Source organism: Klebsiella sp. BIGb0138 (genome assembly GCF_004342285.1).
Classification (GTDB): Bacteria; Pseudomonadota; Gammaproteobacteria; order Enterobacterales; family Enterobacteriaceae; genus Klebsiella.
Map to the genome: position 1 here is coordinate 223,156 of NZ_SMCV01000007.1, position 22,234 is coordinate 245,389.

Below are 22,234 nucleotides of genomic sequence, written 5' to 3' on the forward strand. Positions count from 1 at the left end.
CAGCCGTGGGCGGTTTTTAGGGCGTGGTTCAGGCGAAAGCGGGATCGCTGATGTGTGGTATGTCAGGCCACGGTGGAATGTTCCGTTCACGGTGCATGCGGAGCGTTTCTCACATCCGCGGCGTGGGAACGGCATGCGCCCGGACCGCCGCTAACAGAAATTCCCCTGGCCCGCGAAAACCGAAAAAAAACCCGGCGCGCTGCACCGGGCCTTTTATTTTAGTGGGCGGTTTTATCAAATTTGCCCAGCACTTCGCGCTCATACGCCAGCGCTTTTTTGCGGTCAAACTTGTGTTCCCACTTGGCGATAACCAGCACCGCCAGAGCATTCCCCACCACGTTCAGCGCGGTACGCGCCATATCAAGAATACGGTCAACGCCGGCGATAAACGCCAGACCTTCCAGCGGGATCCCCACGCTCCCCAGCGTCGCCAACAGCACCACGAAGGAGACGCCCGGCACGCCGGCAATCCCTTTCGAGGTCACCATCAGGGTCAGCACCAGGGTGATCTCCTGCCACAACGACAGGTCAATACCGTACAGCTGGGCGATAAAGATTGCCGCGATGCTCTGATACAGCGTGGAACCATCGAGGTTGAAGGAGTATCCGGTCGGCACCACGAAACTGGTGATCGAGGCCGGCGCGCCATAGGCTTCCATCTTCTCAATAATACGCGGCAGCACGCTCTCGGAGCTGGCGGTGGAGTAAGCCAGAATCAGCTCGTCTTTCAGGATGCGGATCAGGATCCAGATACTCAGCCCGCATACCCGCGCTACGATCCCCAGTACCACCAGCGCGAAGAACAGAATCGCGAAGTACACCAGAATCACCAGCTTGGCTAACGGCCACAGCGAGGCAAAACCGAAGGTCGCCACGGTGACCGAGATCAGCGCAAACACCCCGACCGGCGCATAGCGCATCACCATATGGGTGACTTTGAACATGGTTTCGGAAATGGAACGGAAAACGGTGACCAGCGGTTCGCGATGCGTCGCCGGCAGCGAGGAGAGACCCAGGCCGAACAGTACCGAGAAGAAGATAATCGGCAGCATATCGCCTTTCGCCATGGAGGCGATGATGTTGGTCGGCACCAGCGACAGAATCGTCCCCATCAGACCGTGGGCATGGCTCTGGACTTCCGCCGTCGTGCTTTGATATTTCGAAATATCCACCGCCGCCAGCTGCGACATATCAATGCCGCTGCCCGGCTGAAAGACGTTGGCCAGAGTAATCCCCAGCACGATCGCCACGGTGGTGATCACTTCAAAATAGATAATAGTTTTCGCGCCGATGCGGCCCAGCTGTTTCGCATCGCCAACGCCGGCAATCCCGACAATCAGCGTCGAAATCACTATCGGCACCACGATCATCTTGATCAGATGGATAAAGATATCGCCCGCCGGCGTCAGGAAATTCGAGATTAATAAATCCCGACTTTCGGCATGATAATGCAGGTAGCTACCCAGAAGGATGCCTAGCACCAGAGCCAGCAAAATTTGCCAGGCGAGGCTGACTTTTGTTTTTTTCATCACTACAGACTTCCTCAATGAAAGGCACCATTCCCGTGAGTAATGATGCCCACTGAAAGGGGTATGAATTGTGTTGCGTTGCTTTATGGGGTTTTTTAACGCGCGGTATCAGTATCATTTGCACGGCATGCTACGCAAGTCTTTAAGAACAGGGCTTTCCTCCAGGTTTCTGCATAAATTCACTAATTTCCCCCGGTTCTATTGCATAAGTATTTGTTATAAAAAAAATTTCATAAATTCCATTTCTATAAATTCATTTCGGTAATTATTTCACTTCAAAGTTTCATTTGGTTGATTTTCATTCAGTTGAATCAATGCGTGATCTGCCCCCCAAATAGCAAACAAAGCCGTCAAAGACCCTACTATTAACGTTTACTTGACATATATTTAACAATCTACAGGAGAAAAAAAGCCATGAGCCAAATACATAAGCACTCTATTCCCGCTAACATTGCGGACAGCTGCCTGATTAACCCGGAACAGTACAAGGCGCAATATCAACAATCTGTCAGTGACCCCGACGCGTTCTGGGGCGAACAAGGCAAAATCCTTGACTGGATGCGGCCCTATACGCGCGTGAAGAACACCTCGTTCGCGCCGGGCAACGTTTCCATTAAATGGTATGAAGACGGCACCCTAAACCTGGCCGCGAACTGCCTCGATCGCCACCTGGCCGAGCGCGGCGACCAGACCGCTATCATCTGGGAAGGCGACGACGCCAGCCAGAGTAAGAACATCACTTACCGCGAACTACATCGCGACGTGTGCCGTTTCGCCAACGTTCTGCTCAACCTCGGTATTAAAAAAGGCGACGTGGTCGCTATCTATATGCCGATGGTGCCGGAAGCGGCCGTGGCGATGCTGGCCTGCGCCCGTATTGGCGCTATTCACTCGGTTATTTTCGGCGGCTTTTCACCGGAAGCGGTTGCCGGACGTATCATCGACTCCAGCTCCCGGCTGGTGATCACCGCGGACGAAGGCCTGCGCGCCGGTCGCGCCATTCCACTGAAGAAAAACGTCGATGACGCGCTGAAAAACCCCAACGTCACCACCATTGAACACGTGGTGGTCCTCAAGCGTACCGGCGGTAACATCGACTGGCAGGAAAACCGCGACCTGTGGTGGAGCGATCTGCTGGCGAATGCCAGCGACCAGCATCAGCCGCAGGAGATGAATGCGGAAGACCCGCTGTTCATCCTCTATACCTCCGGTTCAACCGGTAAGCCCAAAGGGGTGCTGCACACCACCGGCGGCTACCTGGTCTATGCCGCCACCACCTTCAAATATGTTTTCGACTACCATCCTGGCGACATCTACTGGTGTACCGCCGACGTGGGCTGGGTAACCGGCCACAGCTACCTGCTGTATGGCCCGCTGGCCTGCGGCGCGACCACGCTGATGTTCGAAGGCGTGCCGAACTGGCCGACCCCGGCGCGGATGTGCCAGGTGGTGGACAAACACCAGGTCAATATTCTCTACACCGCGCCGACGGCGATCCGTGCGCTGATGGCGGAGGGCGATAAAGCCATCGAAGGCACCGACCGCTCTTCCCTGCGCATTCTGGGTTCTGTCGGCGAGCCGATTAACCCGGAAGCCTGGGAGTGGTACTGGAAGAAAATCGGCAACGAAAAATGCCCGGTGATGGACACCTGGTGGCAAACCGAAACCGGCGGCTTCATGATCACCCCGCTGCCGGGCGCCATCGAGCTGAAAGCCGGCTCCGCCACGCGTCCATTCTTCGGCGTTCAGCCGGTGCTGGTGGATAATGAAGGGACGCCGCTGGAAGGAGCGACCGAGGGCAATCTGGCGATCGCCGACTCCTGGCCGGGGCAGGCGCGAACCCTGTTCGGCGACCACGATCGCTTTGAACAGACCTACTTCTCGACCTTTAAAAATATGTATTTCAGCGGCGACGGCGCGCGTCGTGACGAAGATGGCTACTACTGGATCACCGGCCGCGTGGACGACGTGCTGAACGTTTCCGGCCACCGCCTGGGCACCGCTGAAATCGAATCGGCGCTGGTATCGCATCCGAAAATCGCCGAAGCGGCGGTGGTCGGTATTCCGCATAACATTAAAGGCCAGGCGATCTACGCCTACGTGACGCTGAACCATGGCGAAGAGCCGACGCCGGAGCTGTATGCGGAAGTACGCAACTGGGTACGGAAAGAGATTGGTCCGCTGGCGACGCCGGACGTGCTGCACTGGACCGACTCCTTACCGAAAACGCGATCGGGTAAAATCATGCGCCGTATTCTGCGCAAGATTGCCGCCGGCGACACCAGCAACCTCGGCGATACGTCAACTCTGGCGGATCCCGGCGTCGTGGAAAAACTGCTCGAAGAGAAGCAGGCCATTGCGATGCCATCCTGAAACGGACCTTATTCCCTACACCCTCTCCCCACAAGGGGAGAGGTCATAAATAATACGCCCTAAGGATTCCACGTAGCAGGAAAGCGCTAAGCCAGCCCTCTTCCCGACGGTACGCTGCCGGGCGGATAAGTGCTGCCGACAGACTGCACGTGGATGACGAAAGGGATACCTCTGGAGACGCTACGATGAATGAGCAAATTTGTCAGCGGGTAGAAAATAGTGCGCATTTCAGGGAGTTAGTTGCAACCCGGCAAAGGTTTGCCGCCATACTGTCAGTGATTATGCTGGTGATTTATGTGGGCTTTATTTTGCTCATCGCTTTCGCCCCCGGCTGGCTGGGTACGCCGCTGCATGCCGGCACCAGCGTTACCCGAGGTATCCCGATTGGTATCGGCGTTATCGTTATCTCATTCGTGCTGACCGGAATTTATGTCTGGCGGGCAAACGGGGAATTCGATCGGCTGACGAAAAGCATTATCAGCGAGGTGCACGCATCATGAAGAAATTCCTGACGGCGTTAGCCGCGGCGCTACCGTTTACCGCCAATGCCGCGGACACCATTGCCGGCGCGGTACAGCGCCAGCCGACAAACTGGCAGGCGATCATCATGTTCCTGATCTTTGTCGCCCTCACGCTGTATATCACTTACTGGGCGTCAAAACGCATGCGTTCGCGCAGCGACTATTACACCGCGGGCGGGAATATCACCGGCTTCCAGAACGGTCTGGCGATTGCCGGCGACTTTATGTCGGCGGCCTCCTTCCTCGGCATCTCCGCCCTGGTTTACACCTCCGGCTACGACGGGCTGATTTACTCTCTCGGTTTCCTGGTCGGCTGGCCGATTATTCTGTTCCTGATTGCGGAACGCCTGCGTAACCTCGGGCGCTATACGTTTGCCGACGTCGCCTCCTATCGCCTGAAACAAGGGCCGATTCGTACCCTTTCCGCCTGCGGTTCGCTGGTGGTGGTGGCGCTGTACCTGATTGCGCAAATGGTCGGCGCGGGCAAACTTATCCAGCTGCTGTTCGGCCTGAACTACCACATCGCGGTGGTGCTGGTCGGCGTGCTGATGGTGCTCTACGTGCTGTTCGGCGGCATGCTCGCCACCACCTGGGTACAGATCATCAAAGCGGTCCTGCTGCTGTGCGGCGCCAGCTTTATGGCCTTTATGGTGATGAAGCACGTCGGCTTCAGCTTCAATAATCTGTTCAGCGAAGCAATGGCGGTGCACCCGAAAGGGGCGGCGATTATGAGCCCTGGCGGGTTGGTGAAAGACCCGATATCGGCGCTGTCGCTCGGCCTTGGGCTGATGTTCGGTACCGCAGGGCTGCCGCATATTCTGATGCGCTTCTTCACCGTCAGCGACGCGCGCGAAGCGCGTAAAAGCGTGTTGTACGCCACCGGTTTTATGGGCTACTTCTATATCCTGACCTTTATTATCGGCTTCGGCGCGATCATGCTGGTCGGGGCGAACCCGGCGTTTAAAGATGCGGCGGGCCAGCTCATCGGCGGCAATAACATGGCGGCGGTACACCTGGCGGATGCGGTTGGTGGCAACCTGTTCCTCGGCTTTATTTCCGCGGTCGCCTTCGCCACCATTCTGGCGGTGGTGGCGGGCTTAACCCTGGCAGGCGCCTCGGCCGTTTCCCATGACCTGTATGCCAACGTTTTCCGCAAAGGGGCCAGCGAGCGCGACGAGCTGCGGGTATCGAAAATCACCGTGCTGGTGCTGGGCGTGGTGGCGATTCTGCTGGGGATTCTGTTTGAGAACCAGAACATCGCCTTTATGGTGGGACTGGCCTTCTCCATCGCCGCCAGCTGTAACTTCCCGATCATTCTCCTGTCGATGTACTGGTCAAAACTGACCACCCGCGGCGCGATGGTCGGGGGCTGGCTGGGGCTGCTGACCGCCGTTATCCTGATGATCCTCGGCCCGACGATTTGGGTGCAAATTCTCGGTCATGAGACGGCGATATTCCCGTATGAATATCCGGCGCTGTTCTCCATCGCCATCGCCTTTGTCGGCATCTGGCTCTTCTCAGCCACCGATAACTCAGCGGAAGGGATGCGCGAGCGCGAACTGTTCCGCGCCCAGTTCATCCGTTCACAAACCGGGATCGGTATCGAACGCGGTCAGGCGCATTAACCCGATCTTCCCCGGCCGTCCGGCCGGGGAAGATCAAAACATCAGCAGGCGCACCAGCGGCGCCGCCAGCACCATCACCACGCCGGAGAACATCATTACCAGGCTGGCAACCACCCCTTCCTGTTGTCCCAGCTCATAAGAGCGCGCGGTCCCGGCGCCGTGCGAAGCCGCGCCGAACCCGGCCCCTTTCGCCATTCCTTCACGAATCGACAGGCGTAAAAACAGCACATCGCCCACCGCCATCCCAAATACTCCGGTGACCACCACAAACAACGCCACCAGATCGGGCTGGCCGCCAAGCGGTTTGGCCGCCGCCAGCGCAAACGGGGTGGTAACCGAACGCACCGCCAGGCTACGCTGAATCTCATCAGAAAGGGTAAACAGGCGCGCCAGCCAGACCGAGCTGCACACCGCCACCAGCGATGCGGTGAGCACCCCGGCGGTCAGCGACATCCAGTGGCGCTTAATAATAGTCAGGTTGTCATACACCGGGACGGCAAAAGCAATGGTCGCGGGGCCCAGCAGCCATAGCAGCCAGTGGGCCTCTCCCATATAGCTCTGATAGGAGATGTGGCCAAAGACCAGAATCAACACCAGCAATATCGGGGTAAAGACCAGCGGCATCAGCGGGAGCTTGTGGAAACGGCGATACAGGCGCTTATTGGCAAAATAGAGCGCCAGCGTCGCAATCAAACACAGGACGCTCAGTTGAAAATCACTCATGCTTCATCCTGCTGATTTCATAGCGGTACACTTTATCCACCACCCACGCCGTTGCCCCCAGCACCATCAGGGTGCTCAGCGCAATCACCAGAAAAATGCGCCAGCCGTCCACCATCAGCAGCTGGGTATAGTTCACCACCGCCACCACCGCCGGGACGAAAAACAGCAGCATTTCCGCCAGCAGCCAGCGCGCGCCAGCCCGCACCCAGTTCAGCGGGATGATCCGACAAACGATGAGCGCCAGCAGCATCAACATCCCGACCACGTTCGCCGGTAGCGGCAGATGCAGCCAGTTCACTAAATATTCGGCACAGACGAACAGTCCGGCGTAGATCAGTACCTGAACCGGTACCTGGAGACGTTGTACCACGAAGGGGGTGACGCGAGCTGGCGCGAAGGCCATGAGCTGAATTCCTGAAAAAGAGGCGAGAGGAGCAGTATAGAGAGCCGCCTGAGCGGACAGAAATGAATTAAAATCATCACAGGTATAGTCTCAGGGAATAATTATGGATATCCGAACGCTGCGCTATTTTGTTGAGGTGGTCCGTCAGCAGAGTTTCACTCGCGCGGCGGAAAAACTTTTTGTCACTCAGCCCACCATCAGCAAAATGCTCAAAAACCTCGAGGATGAGCTGAACTGTACTCTGCTGATTCGCGATGGCCGCAAGCTCCTGCTGACCGATACCGGCCGGGTGGTATTCGAGCGCGGGCAGGCGATTCTTGGCGAATTTCATCAACTGAAATCGGAGCTCAGCGATATTAACCATCTGCATAAGGGCATCCTGAAACTGGGGATCCCGCCGATGGTCGGGATGCTGATGGCTGAGCCTATCAGCCTGTTTCGCCAGCGCTACCCGGGCGTGGAGCTCAAAATTTCTGAGTTTGGCGGCCTGACGGTACAGCAGGCGGTCAGCAACGGCGAGCTGGATCTCGCCATGACGGCGCTGCCGGTTGATGAGGAAAGCGGCCTGGCGACTCTGCCGCTGTTCAACCACCCGCTGTGCGTGCTGACCCCCAGAACCGAGCAGTGGCAGCACGTGCGGTCACTCTCCCCGGAGGCCCTCGCGGCCCACCCGCTGGTGATTTATAACGAAGATTTCGCCCTCAGCCGCCAGCTGATGGCGCTGTTTACCTGCCATGACGTGAAGCCCCGCATTGCGGTACGCAGCGGCCAGTGGGATTTTCTCGCGGCCATGGTGCAGGCCGGGATCGGCGTAGCCATCCTGCCGCAGCCGATCTGTGAACGCCTCGACCCCCAGAATTTTTGCTGGATACCGTTGCAGAGCGAACTGCACTGGGAGCTGGGTATGATTTGGCGGGAGGGGGTCTATCTGTCGCACAGCGCGCAGGCATGGCTGGAGTGCAGTAAAGCGTTCTGGCTGGCGCCCTGAGCGTTAATTAAGCCGGTTTCCCGGGCCGCGCGAGGCTAACCCGGGTGACCGCAACGCGCCGTCTCCCCGGACGCACAACGCGAGCGGGGAGACGGGGAGCGCTTACTGATCTTCAATTAACAGCGCTTCCAGCAGGTCAAGATCGTGCAGCAGCTTCTGCAGCGTTTCATTGCTGATCTGCCGGGTAGCGCGCAGGTGATACAGCTCGCCACGCTCCGAGCGCAGCGCCGCCAGACGGAAGCGGCGTTCAAGCTGCTCCTCGAGCATTGAGGTTTCCACATCGTTACGCCCATCGACGCGGCGACGCAGATTACCGATCACCCGCGAACTGACTTCGGTCAGCAGCTGATTATCAATGTTCTCTTTGGTGTCCGCCGCCAGGCGCTCTTCCATCTTCTGAATCGCGACAATCGCGACGTCCGCCGTTGCCGCACGCGCCAGACGCTCCTCTTTACGCTGCTGATCGCGATCGCCCGACTCGATATGGCGCAGCAGAATCGGCAGCGCAATCACGCCGACAAACAGCGAGAACAGAATCACCCCGGCGGCGAGGAAGATCAGCTCATAGCGGGCCGGGAAGACGTTGCCGTCCGGCAGCAGCAGCGGTATCGACAGCACACCGGCGAGGGTAATCGCTCCGCGCACCCCGGCGACCGAAGAGATCAGCAGCTCACGGGTCGTCCACGAGCCAAACTCCATCGGTTTTCTTTTCAGAAAGCGCTGGCTCAATTTACGCATCGTCCACAGCCAGCCAAAACGCACCAGCATCAGCGCGGCGTAGATCAGGATAATGTCGGTAAACAGCATCCAGGTTTCGACATTCGGGTCCGCTTCCGCCGCCACCAGCGAGGTCGACAGGATATCCGGCAGCTGCAGGCCCAACAGCAGGAAGACCATGCCGTTAAAGACGAACTCCAGCATCGCCCAGGTGCTGTTCGCACGCAGGCGCATAGCCAGCGGCGCGGTACGCATCACCCCGGAGCGGGTGATGGTCATCCCGGCGGCCACCGCCGCCAGGATCCCGGAGACGCCGATATGTTCGGCAATCAGGTAGGACGCAAACGGCAGCAGGAACAGCAGGACGATTTGCGTCGCGGGCTCATCGCCGCCCCAGCGGCTGAGGAAGCGCATCGAGCGGCCATACAGCCAGCTGACCACAAACCCGGCCAGGATACCGCCAATCGCTACCTTGAGAAATTCCACCGTCGCGCCGCCGACGGTAAAGACCATCGTGCCCATCGCCACGGCGACGGCAAACTTCAGCGAGACCAGGCCGGAGGCGTCGTTCATCAACGCCTCGCCCTGCAGAATCCCCATAATTTTTTTCGGGATGCGCCCTTCTCCGACGATGCCCGACAGCGCCACGGCATCGGTCGGCGACAGTACCGCCGCCAGCGCGAAAGCCGGAATCAGCGGAATCCCCGGGACGATCCAGTAAATCAGGAAGCCAATCCCGACCACCGTCACCAGCACCAGAGCCAGCGCCAGTCCGAGAATCTCTCGCCCGTGCTCAATAAACTCACGGGTCGGCGTCTTCCAGCCGTCGGCAAAGAGCAGCGGCGGGATAAACAGGACCAGGAAGAGTTCAGGGTCGAACTCAACGTGCAAACCAAAGGTCGGCCAGGCTAACAGCGCGCCAATGGCGATTTGCATCAGTGGTAGTGGAACCTGAAAGGGCAGGACACGCGTCACCACCCCGGAGAGAGAGACCACGAGGGTCATGATGAGTATGGTAAAGAATATTTCCATGTGTTCCCTGTTTGCAGCGTTTTCTTATTTTGCACCTGAGGCGTCATGTCTCTGGATAATACGCTACTCAGATTAACGCAAAAGGAAACAGGATGTGGCTTAAAAAATAAAACGGGCGGCCTGAGCCGCCCGTTAGCCGCAGGAAAAGCTTAAATCGCCCAGCCGCCGGCGTAGAAGATCACCAGCGCCGCCGCAATGATGACGGTCCCCAGGTTCAGCTTACGCCACTCCCCGGATACCAGACGGCCAATCACCAGGGTGGCAAAACCGATCATGATGCCGGTGACGATGTTACAGGTCAGTACGATGAACACCGCGGTAATCAGCCCCGCCATCGCATCAACGAAATCGTTGAAGTCGATTTTCGCCACGTTGCTCAACATCAGCAGGCCGACGTACATCAGCGCCGGCGCCGTTGCATAGGCAGGCACCAGGTAAGAGAGCGGAGAGAGGAACAGAATCAGCAGGAACAGCACGCCAACGGTGACGGCGGTCAGACCGGTTTTGCCGCCCGCCGCGGTGCCTGCCGCCGATTCGATATACACCGCCGCCGGAGCCGCCCCGACCACGCCGGAGAAGACACTGCTCAGGGAGTCGGTGGTCAGCGCTTTCCCGCCGTTGATAATCTGCCCGTCTTTATCCAGCAGGTTCGCCTGCCCGGCGACCGCGCGAATGGTGCCGGTGGCATCAAATACCGCCGTCATCACCAGCGCCAGCACGCTGGGCAGCACCACCGGATTCAGCGCGCCGATGATATCGAGGCTGCCAATCAGCGAGTTGCCCTGGTCATCGCTCAGCGAGGGCATCGCGAAAATACCGGAAAAGTGTACGTTCGGGTCAAAAATCAGGCCGACGATCGAAACGCCAATAATGGTCAGCAGGATCCCGCCCGGCACTTTCATTTTTTCGAGGCCGATAATCACCGCCAGCCCCACCAGCGACATAATCACCGGAAAGCTATCGAAATGACCGAGCGTAACCGGCAGACCGTCCAGCGGGTTTTTAATCACCAGGCCCACGCCGTTGGCGGCGATCAGCAGCAGAAACAGACCGATACCAATACCGGTGCCGTGCGCAACGCCCTGCGGCAAATTGCGTAGGATCCAGCTGCGGATGCCGGTGGCGGAGATAATGGTGAACAGCACGCCCATCAGGAATACGGCGCCCAGCGCTACCGGAATGCTGATATGCTGCCCCAGCACCAGGCTGAAAGCGGTAAAGGCGGTCAGCGAGATCGCGCAGCCAATGGCCAGCGGCAGATTCGCCCACAGCCCCATGACGAGGGAGCCGACGCCGGCAACCAGGCAGGTGGAAACAAATACCGCCGCCGGAGGGAACCCGGCTTTACCCAGCATCCCCGGTACCACAATCACCGAGTACACCATCGCCAGGAAGGTGGTTAAGCCGGCAACAATCTCCTGACGCACGGAGCTGCCGCGAGCTGAAATTTTAAACCAGGCGTCTAGTGAACCGCCGGTACGCGCTGAAGGCGTAGACATAGAAAACTTCCCCTGAAAATTTTAATCGTCCGTCGGTATGCGTGGTGGACCATCCACTGCCAGTTAAACGCGATCTCCTTGTGCTACCTCACAGCGCCAGGGGGGCTGCAAATAGCAAACGTTTAACTCCGCGCATACGCTACGGTGGTCAGAATGAATTTACCCACCCCTCTGAAAAGAGGTAAATAGCGGGCAAAATAAAAAGGCAAACGATTATCCAGCCTTTAGATAGGCCTTTTCAACTGAAGTTTGTGGTCATTCGCTAAATTTTGCTTATGGCGTTCATGAAATAACCAGCGGGTGCGCAAACGTTATCGTCCATGCGCAATCCGCTAACATTTTTGTATTATGTTGCGCGCCATGGTCGCCGGTCATCACAAAAACCACTGTCTTAGCCCGGCAGGGTGAACGGACCGCCGCGCTGGATCGCTCGCTGCCAGGCCGGGCGCTGCTCGACCCGCTCTCGCCATTGCCGGATATGCGGTAAATCCTCAATACCGCCGCGCGCCAGTAGCGCCATCACCGGGAAGCTCAGCTGGATATCAGCCATGCTGAGCTGCGCGCCGGCAAACCACGGCTGGCGAGAAAGATGATCCTCAATATAGCGGGCGTGAGTGGCAATTTGCCGGTTCAGCCAGGCCTTCTGCACGCCCTTGCCCAACGCTTTGCCTAATGTGCGCATGCCGAGCGGAATCGGCGGTTTACCGAGGCTGGCAAACACCAGTTTCAGCAGCAGCAGCGGCATCAGCGACCCCTCGGCATAATGCAGCCAGAAGCGATATTGCAGCTTATCCGCCATCGCCTGCGGCCTGAACTGCTGTGCGTTGTCGTAGGTTTCCTGCAGATATTCCAGAATGGCGCCCGACTCCGCCAGCACGTAGCCGTTATCTTCCACCACCGGCGATTTACCCAGCGGGTGGATCTTCTTTAACGCCGGGGGCGCCAGCATGTTTTTTTCCCGCTGGTAGCTGACTATTTGATAAGGCAGCTGGAGTTCTTCGAGCGCCCATAGCACGCGCTGCGATCGCGATTGATTGAGATGATGTACCGTCAGCATGAGGCCTCTCCCGTTATTCGTTCGAATTAACTATAGGAACTGACGGCGATTGACGGAAAAATTTCGCTGAAATAAACGGGTGAAATCACCGGGCTGTGCCACAATTACAGTGTCGGCGCAATCCGGAACCTCCAGCAACATCTTGCGCAATACCGAGGGGAGCCGATGTCGGGGGAAACCCTCCTGGGAACCATCAGGATAGAGTAAAAAGACAAAGACCGGAAAACAACTAAAGCGCCCTGTTGTGGCGCTTTAGTTTTATCAGTCATCTTCCAGCAGGCGCGCGCCGGTCCCCTCTTCGCCCAGCTTATCTCCCGGGTTACGCAACGGGCAGTCGCGCCGCGACAGACAGCCACAGCCAATGCAACCATCAAGCTGATCGCGCAGCGCGGTTAAGGTATGAATGCGCCGGTCCAGCTCTTCCCGCCACTGCGATGAGAGCTGCTTCCACTCTTTCGCACTGAGGTTATGCCCTTCCGGCAACACGCCAAACGCATCGCCGATGGTCGCCAGCGGAATACCGATACGCTGGGCAATCTTGATGATCGCCACGGCGCGCAGCACGTCGCGCCGATAGCGTCGCTGATTGCCGGTATTACGCTGGCTGTGAATCAGCCCTTTGCTTTCATAAAAGTGCAGGGCGGAAACGGCAACGCCGGTGCGTTTTGCCACTTCCCCTGGGGTCAGCAGCGTTTTGATGCGGGGTGATTTCTTTTCCATAAAAGCGCTTTACCTCAAGTTAACTTGAGGAATTATACTCGCCCGCAGACAAAACGACGAATCGAGAATTGAGAGAGGCCGCTTTATGTCCCATCAGGATATTATCCAAACGCTTATTGAATGGATTGATGAACATATCGATCAACCACTTAACATTGATGTAGTCGCCAGAAAATCGGGATACTCAAAATGGTATCTTCAGCGGATGTTCCGCGCCGTTATGCATCAAACGCTCGGCGATTACATTCGTCAGCGCCGGTTATTGCTGGCGGCGGAGGCGCTTAGAACCACCCAGCGTCCGATCTTTGATATTGCGATGGATCTTGGTTATGTGTCGCAGCAGACGTTCTCACGGGTCTTCCGCCGGGAGTTCGACCGCACCCCCAGCGACTATCGCCATCAGATTTCCGCCTGACCGATTTGCGTACCTGGGCGGAGCGCCATCGGGGAGTTCACCAGCCAGCGTCTGAACTCCGGCAGCGGCATCGCCCTGGCAAAGTGCCAGCCCTGACAATACTGAACGCCGCGCTGCCGTAGCCAGTTGACCTGGTCTGGCGTTTCGACCCCTTCGGCAACGATCTTCAGGTGCAGACTGCAAGCCATATCAATAATATGCTCGACGATCATCCGGCTGGAGCTATTGGTGGTGAGGGTATCGATAAAAGATTTATCGATCTTAAGAATGTCCACGTTCAGCGAGTGGAGGTTATGGAGATTGGAATAGCCGGTACCAAAATCATCAATGGCGATCTCATAGCCCGCCTCGCGAAAGGCCTGGATAACCGGCGTGGTTTTCTGCACATCAATAAACCCACGTTCGGTGACCTCAATTTTTATCTGCTCGATGCGGATCGCGTAGCGCTCCGCCTTTTCACCGATTTGGGCGATAAGCCGCGATGAGTGAAAATCGGTAGCGGAGAGGTTAATCGCCACATACAGCTGCGGATGCCGCGCCAGAAACTCCCCCACTTCCGCGAACAGCTCGTCCACGACATAGTCGGTCACCCGGGCCATCATTCCTTCATTTTCCGCCAGCGGAATAAATTCGGCCGGGCCCATCACCGGGCCATCGCACCCCGGCCAGCGCAGCAGCGCTTCAACACCGACGCAGCGGTTATTTTTAATATCGATGATCGGCTGATAATGCAGGCATAGCTGACGGCGATTTAACGCGCGCTGCAACTTCTTGCGCGGGGAATGGTATTGTTGCCGGGTTCGCGACCACACCAGCAAAATCAGCATGCTGCAAATCAGACCCAGCGGGAGGGTGAGCGTCATCTGATCGTATAAGCCCTGATAATAGCTGGCGTATGAAGTGGACATAATCACGGCGATCGGGCGGATTGCCGAGTGGGCGACGGTATACACCCGGTTGTCATGCTGGAAAAAGGCGTCCTGGTGACGAATTTGCCGGTGTAACCCACGCACGTCGGCATTGCGGCTGGTGGAAAAAAAGAGGTGCGTTTTGGTATCAAACAGACCGTAGGCCAAATCTTTATCACTTGATATTAACGAACTGTAGGAAAGTGGGTTAATCACCGCGACGTAGCGTCCGCGCTGCATATAGTTCATGGCAAAGCCGGGATAGAAAGGCGTATCGCGGTAGTAGTAGATAGCGACATCCGGTCTTTTGGTATAGTTCGCCGGCGGAATGCGCCAGGGAGTATCAGGGTGTACCGCGGTAGAACAAAAAAACCGACTGCCGTTGGCATAAATTAAATCATCAACGTAAAGCGAACTGCGAACAATCGTCAGCATATATTGCTGATGGCCAGGAGAGCATATTGTCCCTTGATATTGCATGGCCATTTCCCGCGCCCGCTCGGCCTCATAAATGACCATTTCCGTTTTTTGCAACGCCAGTTGAGAAAATGAACGAAGCTGGTCCGTGGTTTCCGCTTTAGCTCTGATTTGCGCAAACCACAGCGCCAGAACCACCGGTAGCAGGACCACGAGGGTAATACCAAATGTTCTCAACACCTTGTGCAGTGTGCGACGATTCATTTCCGCTGTTTATCCATGCGATACGCCTTAATCACGGTAAAAGATCACTCCTGTTGTAATACAACAGAGACTATTTCCAGCAACCCGCCATTTGATGTAAAACCCCACCTTCAATAATGATGAATAATACTGATTTCATCGGGAATCGAGAAACATTCTCGACATTATGCGAGCAGTACCACGCTCTGATTCGGTTTATCCGTACGATCGTCGGAAATAAGTCATAAAAGCCGCAGAGAAACGCGACAAAAAAGAAATCAAAGGCCGGGAATGTGAAGTTTATAGCCTGAGTGAACACTAAAAATATCCCCCACCATTATCCACAATAATAACAAGGTTTAAAAACAGCCAAAAAACGCCCATTTTTGGCTGGCGAATAAAACAGCAAGTGTGATATAGTTCACACAACTTAATGAAACAAGAACAGTGTTTCATTACTCCCTTGATCGCCCGTAGATAGCCAGAGCGCCACGTCATTGTCAGTCTCGCCAGGTTGTCAAAGGCACCCGACTTTCTTTGAGGATGAGGTTGATGGCTTCCATTACTACCAGTGTCATACTCTTGCGCTGGCCGCTGGTGAGCGCGGTTTTGATGTTTTTGGCCAGTTCGATGAACATTCAGCTGCGCAAAAGTGACTATGCGGGACTAGCGGTGATTTGTAGCTGCCTCGGCCTGGTCGCCGCCTGCTGGTTTGCCACCGGCCTGTTAGGTATCACCCTGCTGGATATCGCCAAAATCTGGGGCAACATCAAAGACGTGATGGTCGACGTCATGAGTCAAACGCCGCCAGAATGGCCGATGATGATGACCTGATAATAAAAAAGCTTCCCTGCGGGAGGCTTTTTTATTTGCCCGGCGCTCACGACGGGCAATCCGACGATATTTTAATAAACTTATCATTATAGATAATATACTTATTGCCAGGCTGGCGCAGTGCCGCCTGGCGAACCACATCCCCAGGCCGCAAATACCAGGCCTCACCCTCTTCTTCCGTTGATTCACACCCCGGTTTGATCAGCAGCTTAAACCAGGTATTACCGCTGTTGCTGACGCTCCCCGCCTGGCGATCGAAAGCCCATTGGAACTGTACCTGCCGCGGACGCACCACCAGAATCGTCTCCATCACCACGATCGGATCGATGCCGATCGCCGCGCCGGCGGCATTGTAGGCGATACGGTTACGGGTGGGAATTTCGCGAAATGCAACCCGGTAGTATCGCTCGCGGTTATCCTGCGGGCCGTGATAATAGAATTTAAAGTACTCCCCTTCCCCGGCCTGCAGGGTCAGCTGACGCGGAGCAAAGAGCAGCTCGCCGTCCGCCGGACGCGAGCGCACCTCGTTGCCTCCCGGACGGTCGATGCCGATGACTGAAATCTGGTACAGGCGCGCGCTCTGGTTGTTATTCAGTACCCGTTTGGCGACAAAATTATCCTCCGCTCCCAGCGAAAAGGTTAAGTTGCCGACGGCGATCGCCCCACTCGTTGCGGGCAAGCTGAGCAACAGCAGCCCCGCAGCGGCCTGCAGCAGTTTAATTAATATTACGCCACGTCGCCTGGACATGAATCTCTCCTGAAGCACTCACTTCACCAAACCAGCCATCGTTATCAATCGTTCTTAACGAAATATCGTCGTTCATCGGGATGGAAAATTTTACCGTGGTCTTGTTCATTACCCCGGCATCGCCGGAAGCATCCGTCCACGGCGTCGTCAGCCACAGCGCATCCGTCATATCGCGCCAGCGGTCGTCACAGCCTGCGTCGTAGGTTTTGACGCTGCCACTCTGGGTGGTAAATGCCAGCAGCCCCGGAAAGGGGACTTTTGTCGTGCCGTCTGCCGAACTGAAGAGGCAGTAGGAACGACCGGCGATCGACTGCGCCGGACCGGTCACTTTGATCAATACCTCATCGGCGGCCGTTCTTCCGCTGGTGGTGACGATATAGCCAAAATCGAGCGCAGGCTGCCCCGGGCCGACGTTTCCCTCGCGTGAGGGTGAGCTGATGTACTCATCGGAGATAATGCTGATGCTAAAATCGCGCGGCTTAATAATGAGCGAGTTGGAGGTCGAAAACTCATACCAACCGGACTCCGGCGAAGTGGTGTTCTGAAAACGGAAGTTAAACAGATCCTGGGTGTTGATATCGCTGATGCCCAGCGCCACCATCTGCTTAAAAAAGTTGCTGGAAAAGAAGATGTAGACCGCATCCGAGGCTTTCATCTCGTTAAAGGTATAGTAATAGGCGGTACCGCTAACCGGCTTCCAGCTATTCCCGTTCAGGCTGAACTGCATATCATACATATTCACCGCTGAGGTCAACGATGAGTTATTAATGGCCGGGAAAATATGGATTGAGGTATTGCTCAGTCCGTTATGCTGCAGCGTATAGTTGACCATTTTGCAGCTCAGGCCGCTACGGGTGCCAATCGTCTGCGCCTGACAGTTAGTACTGCCCTCGCCCAGCGTGGGGATCCCATCGCTATTGATAAAGACTTCCGTCAGCGAATGGGTGTTGATGAGCTTCAGATTGGCCGCTTTCGTGTGAGTGACCTTGCGCACATACCAGGCGCCTGAAGCCTGATCCTTACAGCGCGCTCCGCTGGTCGCATCGTAGTTTACGGAGGTCTGGCAGGCATTGATGGTCATCGACAGGCTGCCGCCCACCGGCTGCTGCTGCAGATACTGATAGAACGAGTCCGACATCATGCCGTGCATCCACTTTTGCCCACCGGTGGTGACCGTTACGCCATAGAAACCGTTCGCGTCCGTGACCTGCGGCAAAATCAGGCTGGTCGCCATATCGCAACCGGCATACCAGTTAATACAGCGCAGGCCGCTCAGCGGATACGACACCGGCGCGTTTTCCAGCCACATATCAAACTTCCAGTTGGCGTTAAGTCCGGTATTAAAACCATTATCGATATAGCCCAGGCTCTGCTGATAGATGGTGCCGCTTCCGGTATATTTCAGCCTGGTCCAGCGGCTGGCGCCGGTCATACGCGGATCCAGCACCCCGCCAGGAGTGACGAAAAAGTTATCGTCGGAGTTGTTTTCCACGAAAACATACTGCACCGCGGCCGCATCCGCCCAGGTTGTCTTCGTCACCGCCGCGTCTGTCCGCGCCGCGCACAGCGCGGCGATAAACAGGCACATCAACGGGAGCCACTTAGCTTTCATTACCTTCTCCTGCCTGCTGCAAGCTGGCGTAAGTTTTCAGACCGGTACAGACCACATCGCCGACCCAAACCGCCCCGCGCGCCTGGCTAAGCTCCAGACCCACTTCGCAGCTCTGGTTATTGCCGTAGGTGAAATCGATGGTCGGATATTTTTTATCCACATCCATCACAAAGCCGCCGCTGCTATCGGTGCGGGTACGGCCAATGTGGTTATTGATATGCGCATTCGCCAGCAGCGTGCCGTCCTCGGCGCGGATGCGCCCGGAAACGGTCACCATCTGTTTCACCTCCGGTTCAATGATCGCCACGTTGCCCGGATAGAGCGTCAGTCGGCTCTTGCGGCTGCTGACGATGTCGTAGCTGTCGAGGGAGTTCTTACTGTTCTGGAGTTCCACTTCATAACGGCTGTATGGCGAAAGCGGCAGATAGTTACGCTTGCCGGAGAGCTGGACTAGCCGCCCGTTGACCTTCGCGCTCAGCTTGCCGTCATCATCAAGATCGGTTTTAAAAATCACCCCGGCATTGCCGTCGGTCCGCCCGCTGGCGGCGATATTCCGCCCCTGCCAGCCGACGCTGCCGGTGGCGGTCAGGTTGGTATTCACATAGCCGTCTGCGCCGCTGTTGATATTCAGCGTACCGTTGGCGTAGCGCGTATCAAACTGGGCATAGGCTCCGCCGCTCAGCGTTTTGTCATCTCCGGTGTCCCCGGAAATCGCCCGGGAAATATTGGCGCCAAGCGTACGCACCATCCCCTCATCAAACTGCTTACGCGCGGCCAGGTTAGCCATGGTGTAGCCGTTCTGGTGGGTCATGCCGGCGCTGAACCAGTTGCCCAGCGGCAGCGAGAAGTCCAGCGCGATATATTTCCCGGTACTCGCGCTACTGCTGCCGTTATTGAAACGCTGAACCCCGGCACGCAGGCCCAGCGAACCAAAGGCGCCGCTAAACAGGGTCTGATAGTAATCGGCGGTGTAGTAATGGCTGCGATAGCGGCGATCATCGTTATAGCTGACGCTAAAGGTGCCGAGTTTTGACCACAGCGGGTTCAGGTTAAGCGTCCCGCCGATCGCCCGGTTATTGGCATCGCTACGCCGCAGCTTGTCGCCGATGATGGTTTTTTCCTGGTTAACCCAGACGGTGCTAAATCCCCCCGGCAGCGAGGTGCTGATGCTGCCGATACTGCTCCAGGAGCTATCGCTGGCCAGCATATTCTGCAGGTTAACGCTAACCGCCTCCGTCAATGGCAGGGTCAGGCGCGTCTCGGCCACGGCGTTGCTATCATAGCCGTAGCCGGTCGCCGCCCAGTTGATGGCGCCGACGGAGCCGGACGTGGACGCGCCCGCCAGCCAGCTCTCTTTTGCCGGCTGGCTCTTTTTACCGCTCTCCGACCAGCGGTCCATGTGGAAGCTGCCGCCCCAGATTTGCCATGCCAGCGGCGCGCCGGCCCCACGGCCGCGGCTGAAGAGCTTGTTCACGCGCTGGGTCCGTTTGCTCACGACCCGGCCGTTGACGATCGTTTCAACGTCAACATCATAAATCCCGTACGGCAATCCTCGGGTGTCCACTTCGTGGTTGCCCATCATAAAGTTCTGCACGCTCAACAGCCGTCCGTCGCGCGACAAATGCACTTCACCCGCCGCCGGTAAAAAGGCGACGATCGGCGTCACCGATTGTGAATGATCAAACACCGTCGAGCTCGCCTGGTTGCCCCATGAGGCGCCGTAGATTTTCCCGGCCGAGATGGCGGTCATCGGCCCCAGAGACTGTAAATTCCACGTATCCAGCATGCCGCCGGCAAAGCGATGGCCGGCAAAATCACGCTCATACATGGCCTTATAAATCTCGCTATCCTGATTGCGGGTTCCGACGCCGTACAGCGAGCCATCCAGCACGATATGGTGTTCACGCAGCGAGCTGACGTTGTTCAACGACAGATAGCTGGAGGTACTGCTCCCGCCGTTGCGCATCTGGTTGTTATAGACCCCGAGGTTATAGTTCAGGCTGCTGCTGATCGCGTTGACGCTGGACTGGCCGATATCCTCACTGCGCGCTCGCAGCACGGTACCCAGCGCCTCGCGCTTCACCACCAGTTGCAGCAGCAGCTGACGCAGGCTGAGCTGTAGCCGCGCATCGGTCGTGAGGCTGATACGTAAATCGCCATTGAAGGCTTCATTCGCCAGCCCGGTCAGCGTTTTCCGGGTTGGTTCGCTCACGCTGGCGTTGTCGCCGCGCTCTTCCAGCTGGATATGGCGGACGCGCAGCGTGCCGTTGTCCAGCCAGATAAAGGCGCTTCCGAGGCGCTGATCGTCCTGAGTCCCCGCGCTGCCCTCCAGATGCAGAAACAGCGGAATACTCATTCCATCCTGCAGCGCCTGGCTGAATGCCTGGGGAATCACCACTCCACCCATTTGCTGTATCTGCGGTTGGGCAGCACTGACGCTAAGCGGAATAGAAAAAATGGCCATACCGTAGGCAAAGAGCGTTTGCAGCTCAGGTGAAATCCGTAGCAGAGGCATAAGCTTATTCCGTCAGCACGAGGGTTATTTTACGGGTACAAACTGCTCACCCTGCCAGAGTGCGACCCGTCCTTTTTTATCGGCAACATTCACGCGGGTGAAACGGCGCTCTTTGCCGGGCATGAGGTAATAGTTTTCTTTGCACTCTTTGCCATCCGCCGGCTTCATGCAGGGGCCGTAGGCCAGGATACGCAACGTGGCGTTGCCGGTATTCACCAGCGTGCCGTTGGCGTATTGATAGCGGTAATCCACCTTGCGCGGCGCGATGACCAGAATGGTGCCGATCCGGGCTGATGCCGTGGCGACCGCGCTGCGGGTCGCGCTATCGCGCTGGGCATCGCTTAGCGCCTGATCGAACCAGACAATGCGGTAGTAGCGCTCGTTAGCATCCGCCGGTCCTTTATAGAAAAAGCGAATCACATCGCTGCTTTTCGCTGGCAGCAGCAGGCTGGCAGGGGTGAGTAACACCTCATCCTGACTTTCCATCGCGATGACGCGGCCGCCATCCAGCGGTGAGGAAAGGCGCTCAATATGGATATTGATTAAACGTCCGCTGTCGGTGGTGTTTTTAATCTCTTTGCTGAGTACGCTGGCATTGCTGCCCATAAATGAAGAGATATCGCCAACGTCCAGCGCCAGAGCGGGCATGATTGCGCAGAAATAGAGGCTGATAGCCAGAATGCGGTTTTTCATGGGAATTCAGTCCGTGAAAGAAAGCAGGGGGCAAGCCCCCTGCCTGGTATGTCAGTGGAATCAGCTGGTCCAGGTCGCGTCGAACTGGACGCTAACATCCCCGCTCCAGATCCCTTCCGGCAGCGTGCTGTAATCGGTTACCGGGGTCGAACCATCGGTGGTGCCACTGATAATGGTGAAATTGAAACCATCCTGTGCGGTTGCCCGTCCCGTCTGGTTGTAACCATTGGCCAGCGCGCTCAGGTTGCCGCCGAAAACGCTATTGGCGGTATCGATCATGATGGTATCGGCAGATTTTTCTACCGCTGCGCCGTTGTAATCAACGCCGACATTCAGCGTCGAACCGGAGGTATCCAGCTGGGTCAGGGTATTGGTAATCAGGCGGGAGGTCAGTTTAAATGCCGTCGCCGTGGCGTCCCCTTCAATCGCGACATCAAACAACCCTTTTTGCGAGTTAAAGCCTTTAATCCCTTCAGCGTACTGGAAAGCCAGGCTCCCCAGCGGAGTGACGACCAGTTTGCTGGTGGTGTCTTTTTTCGCCGTTGCCGACCAGGTTGCCACTGCCTGGGCCGTTACATCGGCAGCCTGAACGGTACCCACGCAGAAAGTGGTCACAAGTGCTGCTGCTAACATTTTCAATTTCATATTTATCACCTGATAAA

Annotated in this window: 19 protein-coding genes; 6 read left to right on the forward strand and 13 right to left on the reverse strand. The window is 56.8% G+C overall.

Going from position 1 to position 22,234, the window contains the following annotated elements; translation table 11 throughout:
• Nucleotides 1-218: 218 nt before the first annotated feature.
• Nucleotides 219-1,529, reverse strand: a complete 1,311-nt coding sequence (gene gltP / locus EDF73_RS17100) for a glutamate/aspartate:proton symporter GltP (protein WP_132730272.1) — start codon at nt 1,527-1,529, stop codon at nt 219-221.
• A gap of 414 nt (nt 1,530-1,943) precedes the next feature.
• On the opposite strand from gltP, the gene acs reads away from it, so the two are divergent.
• The 3 genes from acs (at nt 1,944) to actP (ending at nt 6,048) form a co-directional block, all read left to right on the forward strand.
• Nucleotides 1,944-3,902 (forward strand): acetate--CoA ligase, encoded by a 1,959-nt coding sequence (gene acs, locus EDF73_RS17110; RefSeq protein WP_132730273.1) that lies wholly within the window; start codon nt 1,944-1,946, stop codon nt 3,900-3,902.
• Nucleotides 3,903-4,087: 185 nt separating this feature from the next.
• A complete protein-coding gene (locus EDF73_RS17120) occupies nt 4,088-4,402 on the forward strand; it encodes a DUF485 domain-containing protein (protein WP_132730274.1) in 315 nt (104 codons plus the stop codon).
• Complete coding sequence (gene actP / locus EDF73_RS17125) at nt 4,399-6,048, forward strand: cation/acetate symporter ActP (RefSeq protein WP_132730275.1); 1,650 nt, start codon at nt 4,399-4,401, stop codon at nt 6,046-6,048. Before EDF73_RS17120 ends, actP begins: the two co-directional genes overlap by 4 nt.
• Nucleotides 6,049-6,081: 33 nt before the next feature.
• Here actP and EDF73_RS17130 read toward each other — a convergent pair whose 3' ends face one another.
• Nucleotides 6,082-6,771, reverse strand: coding sequence for an LrgB family protein (locus EDF73_RS17130; RefSeq protein ID WP_132730276.1), 690 nt, complete (start codon nt 6,769-6,771; stop codon nt 6,082-6,084).
• On the reverse strand, nt 6,764-7,174 hold the full coding sequence (locus tag EDF73_RS17135; protein ID WP_132730277.1) for a CidA/LrgA family protein: 411 nt from the start codon (nt 7,172-7,174) through the stop codon (nt 6,764-6,766). The genes EDF73_RS17130 and EDF73_RS17135 overlap by 8 nt, the downstream gene beginning before the upstream one ends.
• A gap of 103 nt (nt 7,175-7,277) precedes the next feature.
• Between EDF73_RS17135 and EDF73_RS17140 the strand changes: the two genes are divergently transcribed.
• Nucleotides 7,278-8,162, forward strand: a complete 885-nt coding sequence (locus tag EDF73_RS17140; protein ID WP_132730278.1) for a LysR family transcriptional regulator — start codon at nt 7,278-7,280, stop codon at nt 8,160-8,162.
• Nucleotides 8,163-8,264: 102 nt separating this feature from the next.
• Here EDF73_RS17140 and EDF73_RS17145 read toward each other — a convergent pair whose 3' ends face one another.
• The 4 genes from EDF73_RS17145 to soxR form a co-directional block, all read right to left on the reverse strand.
• Nucleotides 8,265-9,911, reverse strand: a complete 1,647-nt coding sequence (locus EDF73_RS17145) for a Na+/H+ antiporter (protein WP_132730279.1) — start codon at nt 9,909-9,911, stop codon at nt 8,265-8,267.
• A 149-nt stretch (nt 9,912-10,060) separates the two neighbouring features.
• Nucleotides 10,061-11,410, reverse strand: a complete 1,350-nt coding sequence (locus tag EDF73_RS17150) for an NCS2 family permease (RefSeq protein ID WP_132730280.1) — start codon at nt 11,408-11,410, stop codon at nt 10,061-10,063.
• Between the two features lie 391 nt (nt 11,411-11,801).
• The gene (locus EDF73_RS17155) at nt 11,802-12,467 is read right to left on the reverse strand and encodes a glutathione S-transferase (protein WP_132730281.1); all 666 of its coding nucleotides are present in this window, start codon (nt 12,465-12,467) and stop codon (nt 11,802-11,804) included.
• A 261-nt stretch (nt 12,468-12,728) separates the two neighbouring features.
• On the reverse strand, nt 12,729-13,187 hold the full coding sequence (soxR, locus tag EDF73_RS17160; protein WP_132730282.1) for a redox-sensitive transcriptional activator SoxR: 459 nt from the start codon (nt 13,185-13,187) through the stop codon (nt 12,729-12,731).
• An 85-nt stretch (nt 13,188-13,272) separates the two neighbouring features.
• On the opposite strand from soxR, the gene soxS reads away from it, so the two are divergent.
• Nucleotides 13,273-13,602, forward strand: a complete 330-nt coding sequence (gene soxS, locus EDF73_RS17165) for a superoxide response transcriptional regulator SoxS (RefSeq protein WP_004856516.1) — start codon at nt 13,273-13,275, stop codon at nt 13,600-13,602.
• Here soxS and EDF73_RS17170 read toward each other — a convergent pair.
• Nucleotides 13,587-15,191: an EAL domain-containing protein gene (locus EDF73_RS17170; protein WP_132730283.1), complete on the reverse strand. Its 1,605-nt coding sequence runs from the start codon at nt 15,189-15,191 to the stop codon at nt 13,587-13,589. The genes soxS and EDF73_RS17170 overlap by 16 nt on opposite strands.
• 531 nt (nt 15,192-15,722) lie before the next feature.
• Between EDF73_RS17170 and EDF73_RS17175 the strand changes: the two genes are divergently transcribed.
• Nucleotides 15,723-16,004, forward strand: a complete 282-nt coding sequence (locus tag EDF73_RS17175; RefSeq protein WP_132730284.1) for a YjcB family protein — start codon at nt 15,723-15,725, stop codon at nt 16,002-16,004.
• A gap of 46 nt (nt 16,005-16,050) precedes the next feature.
• Here EDF73_RS17175 and EDF73_RS17180 read toward each other — a convergent pair whose 3' ends face one another.
• The 5 genes from EDF73_RS17180 to EDF73_RS17200 are packed head-to-tail and all read right to left on the reverse strand — an operon-like array spanning nt 16,051 to nt 22,217.
• The gene (locus EDF73_RS17180; protein ID WP_132730285.1) at nt 16,051-16,752 is read right to left on the reverse strand and encodes a fimbria/pilus periplasmic chaperone; all 702 of its coding nucleotides are present in this window, start codon (nt 16,750-16,752) and stop codon (nt 16,051-16,053) included.
• On the reverse strand, nt 16,721-18,340 hold the full coding sequence (locus EDF73_RS17185; protein WP_243655233.1) for a hypothetical protein: 1,620 nt from the start codon (nt 18,338-18,340) through the stop codon (nt 16,721-16,723). The genes EDF73_RS17180 and EDF73_RS17185 overlap by 32 nt, the downstream gene beginning before the upstream one ends.
• Before the next feature lie 13 nt (nt 18,341-18,353).
• Complete coding sequence (locus EDF73_RS17190) at nt 18,354-20,879, reverse strand: fimbrial biogenesis outer membrane usher protein (RefSeq protein WP_132730287.1); 2,526 nt, start codon at nt 20,877-20,879, stop codon at nt 18,354-18,356.
• Between the two features lie 24 nt (nt 20,880-20,903).
• Entirely contained in the window at nt 20,904-21,572 is a 669-nt protein-coding gene (locus EDF73_RS17195) for a hypothetical protein (RefSeq protein ID WP_132730288.1), read from the reverse strand.
• Between the two features lie 60 nt (nt 21,573-21,632).
• Entirely contained in the window at nt 21,633-22,217 is a 585-nt protein-coding gene (locus EDF73_RS17200; RefSeq protein WP_132730289.1) for a common pilus major fimbrillin subunit EcpA, read from the reverse strand.
• Between the last annotated feature and the right edge of the window lie 17 nt (nt 22,218-22,234).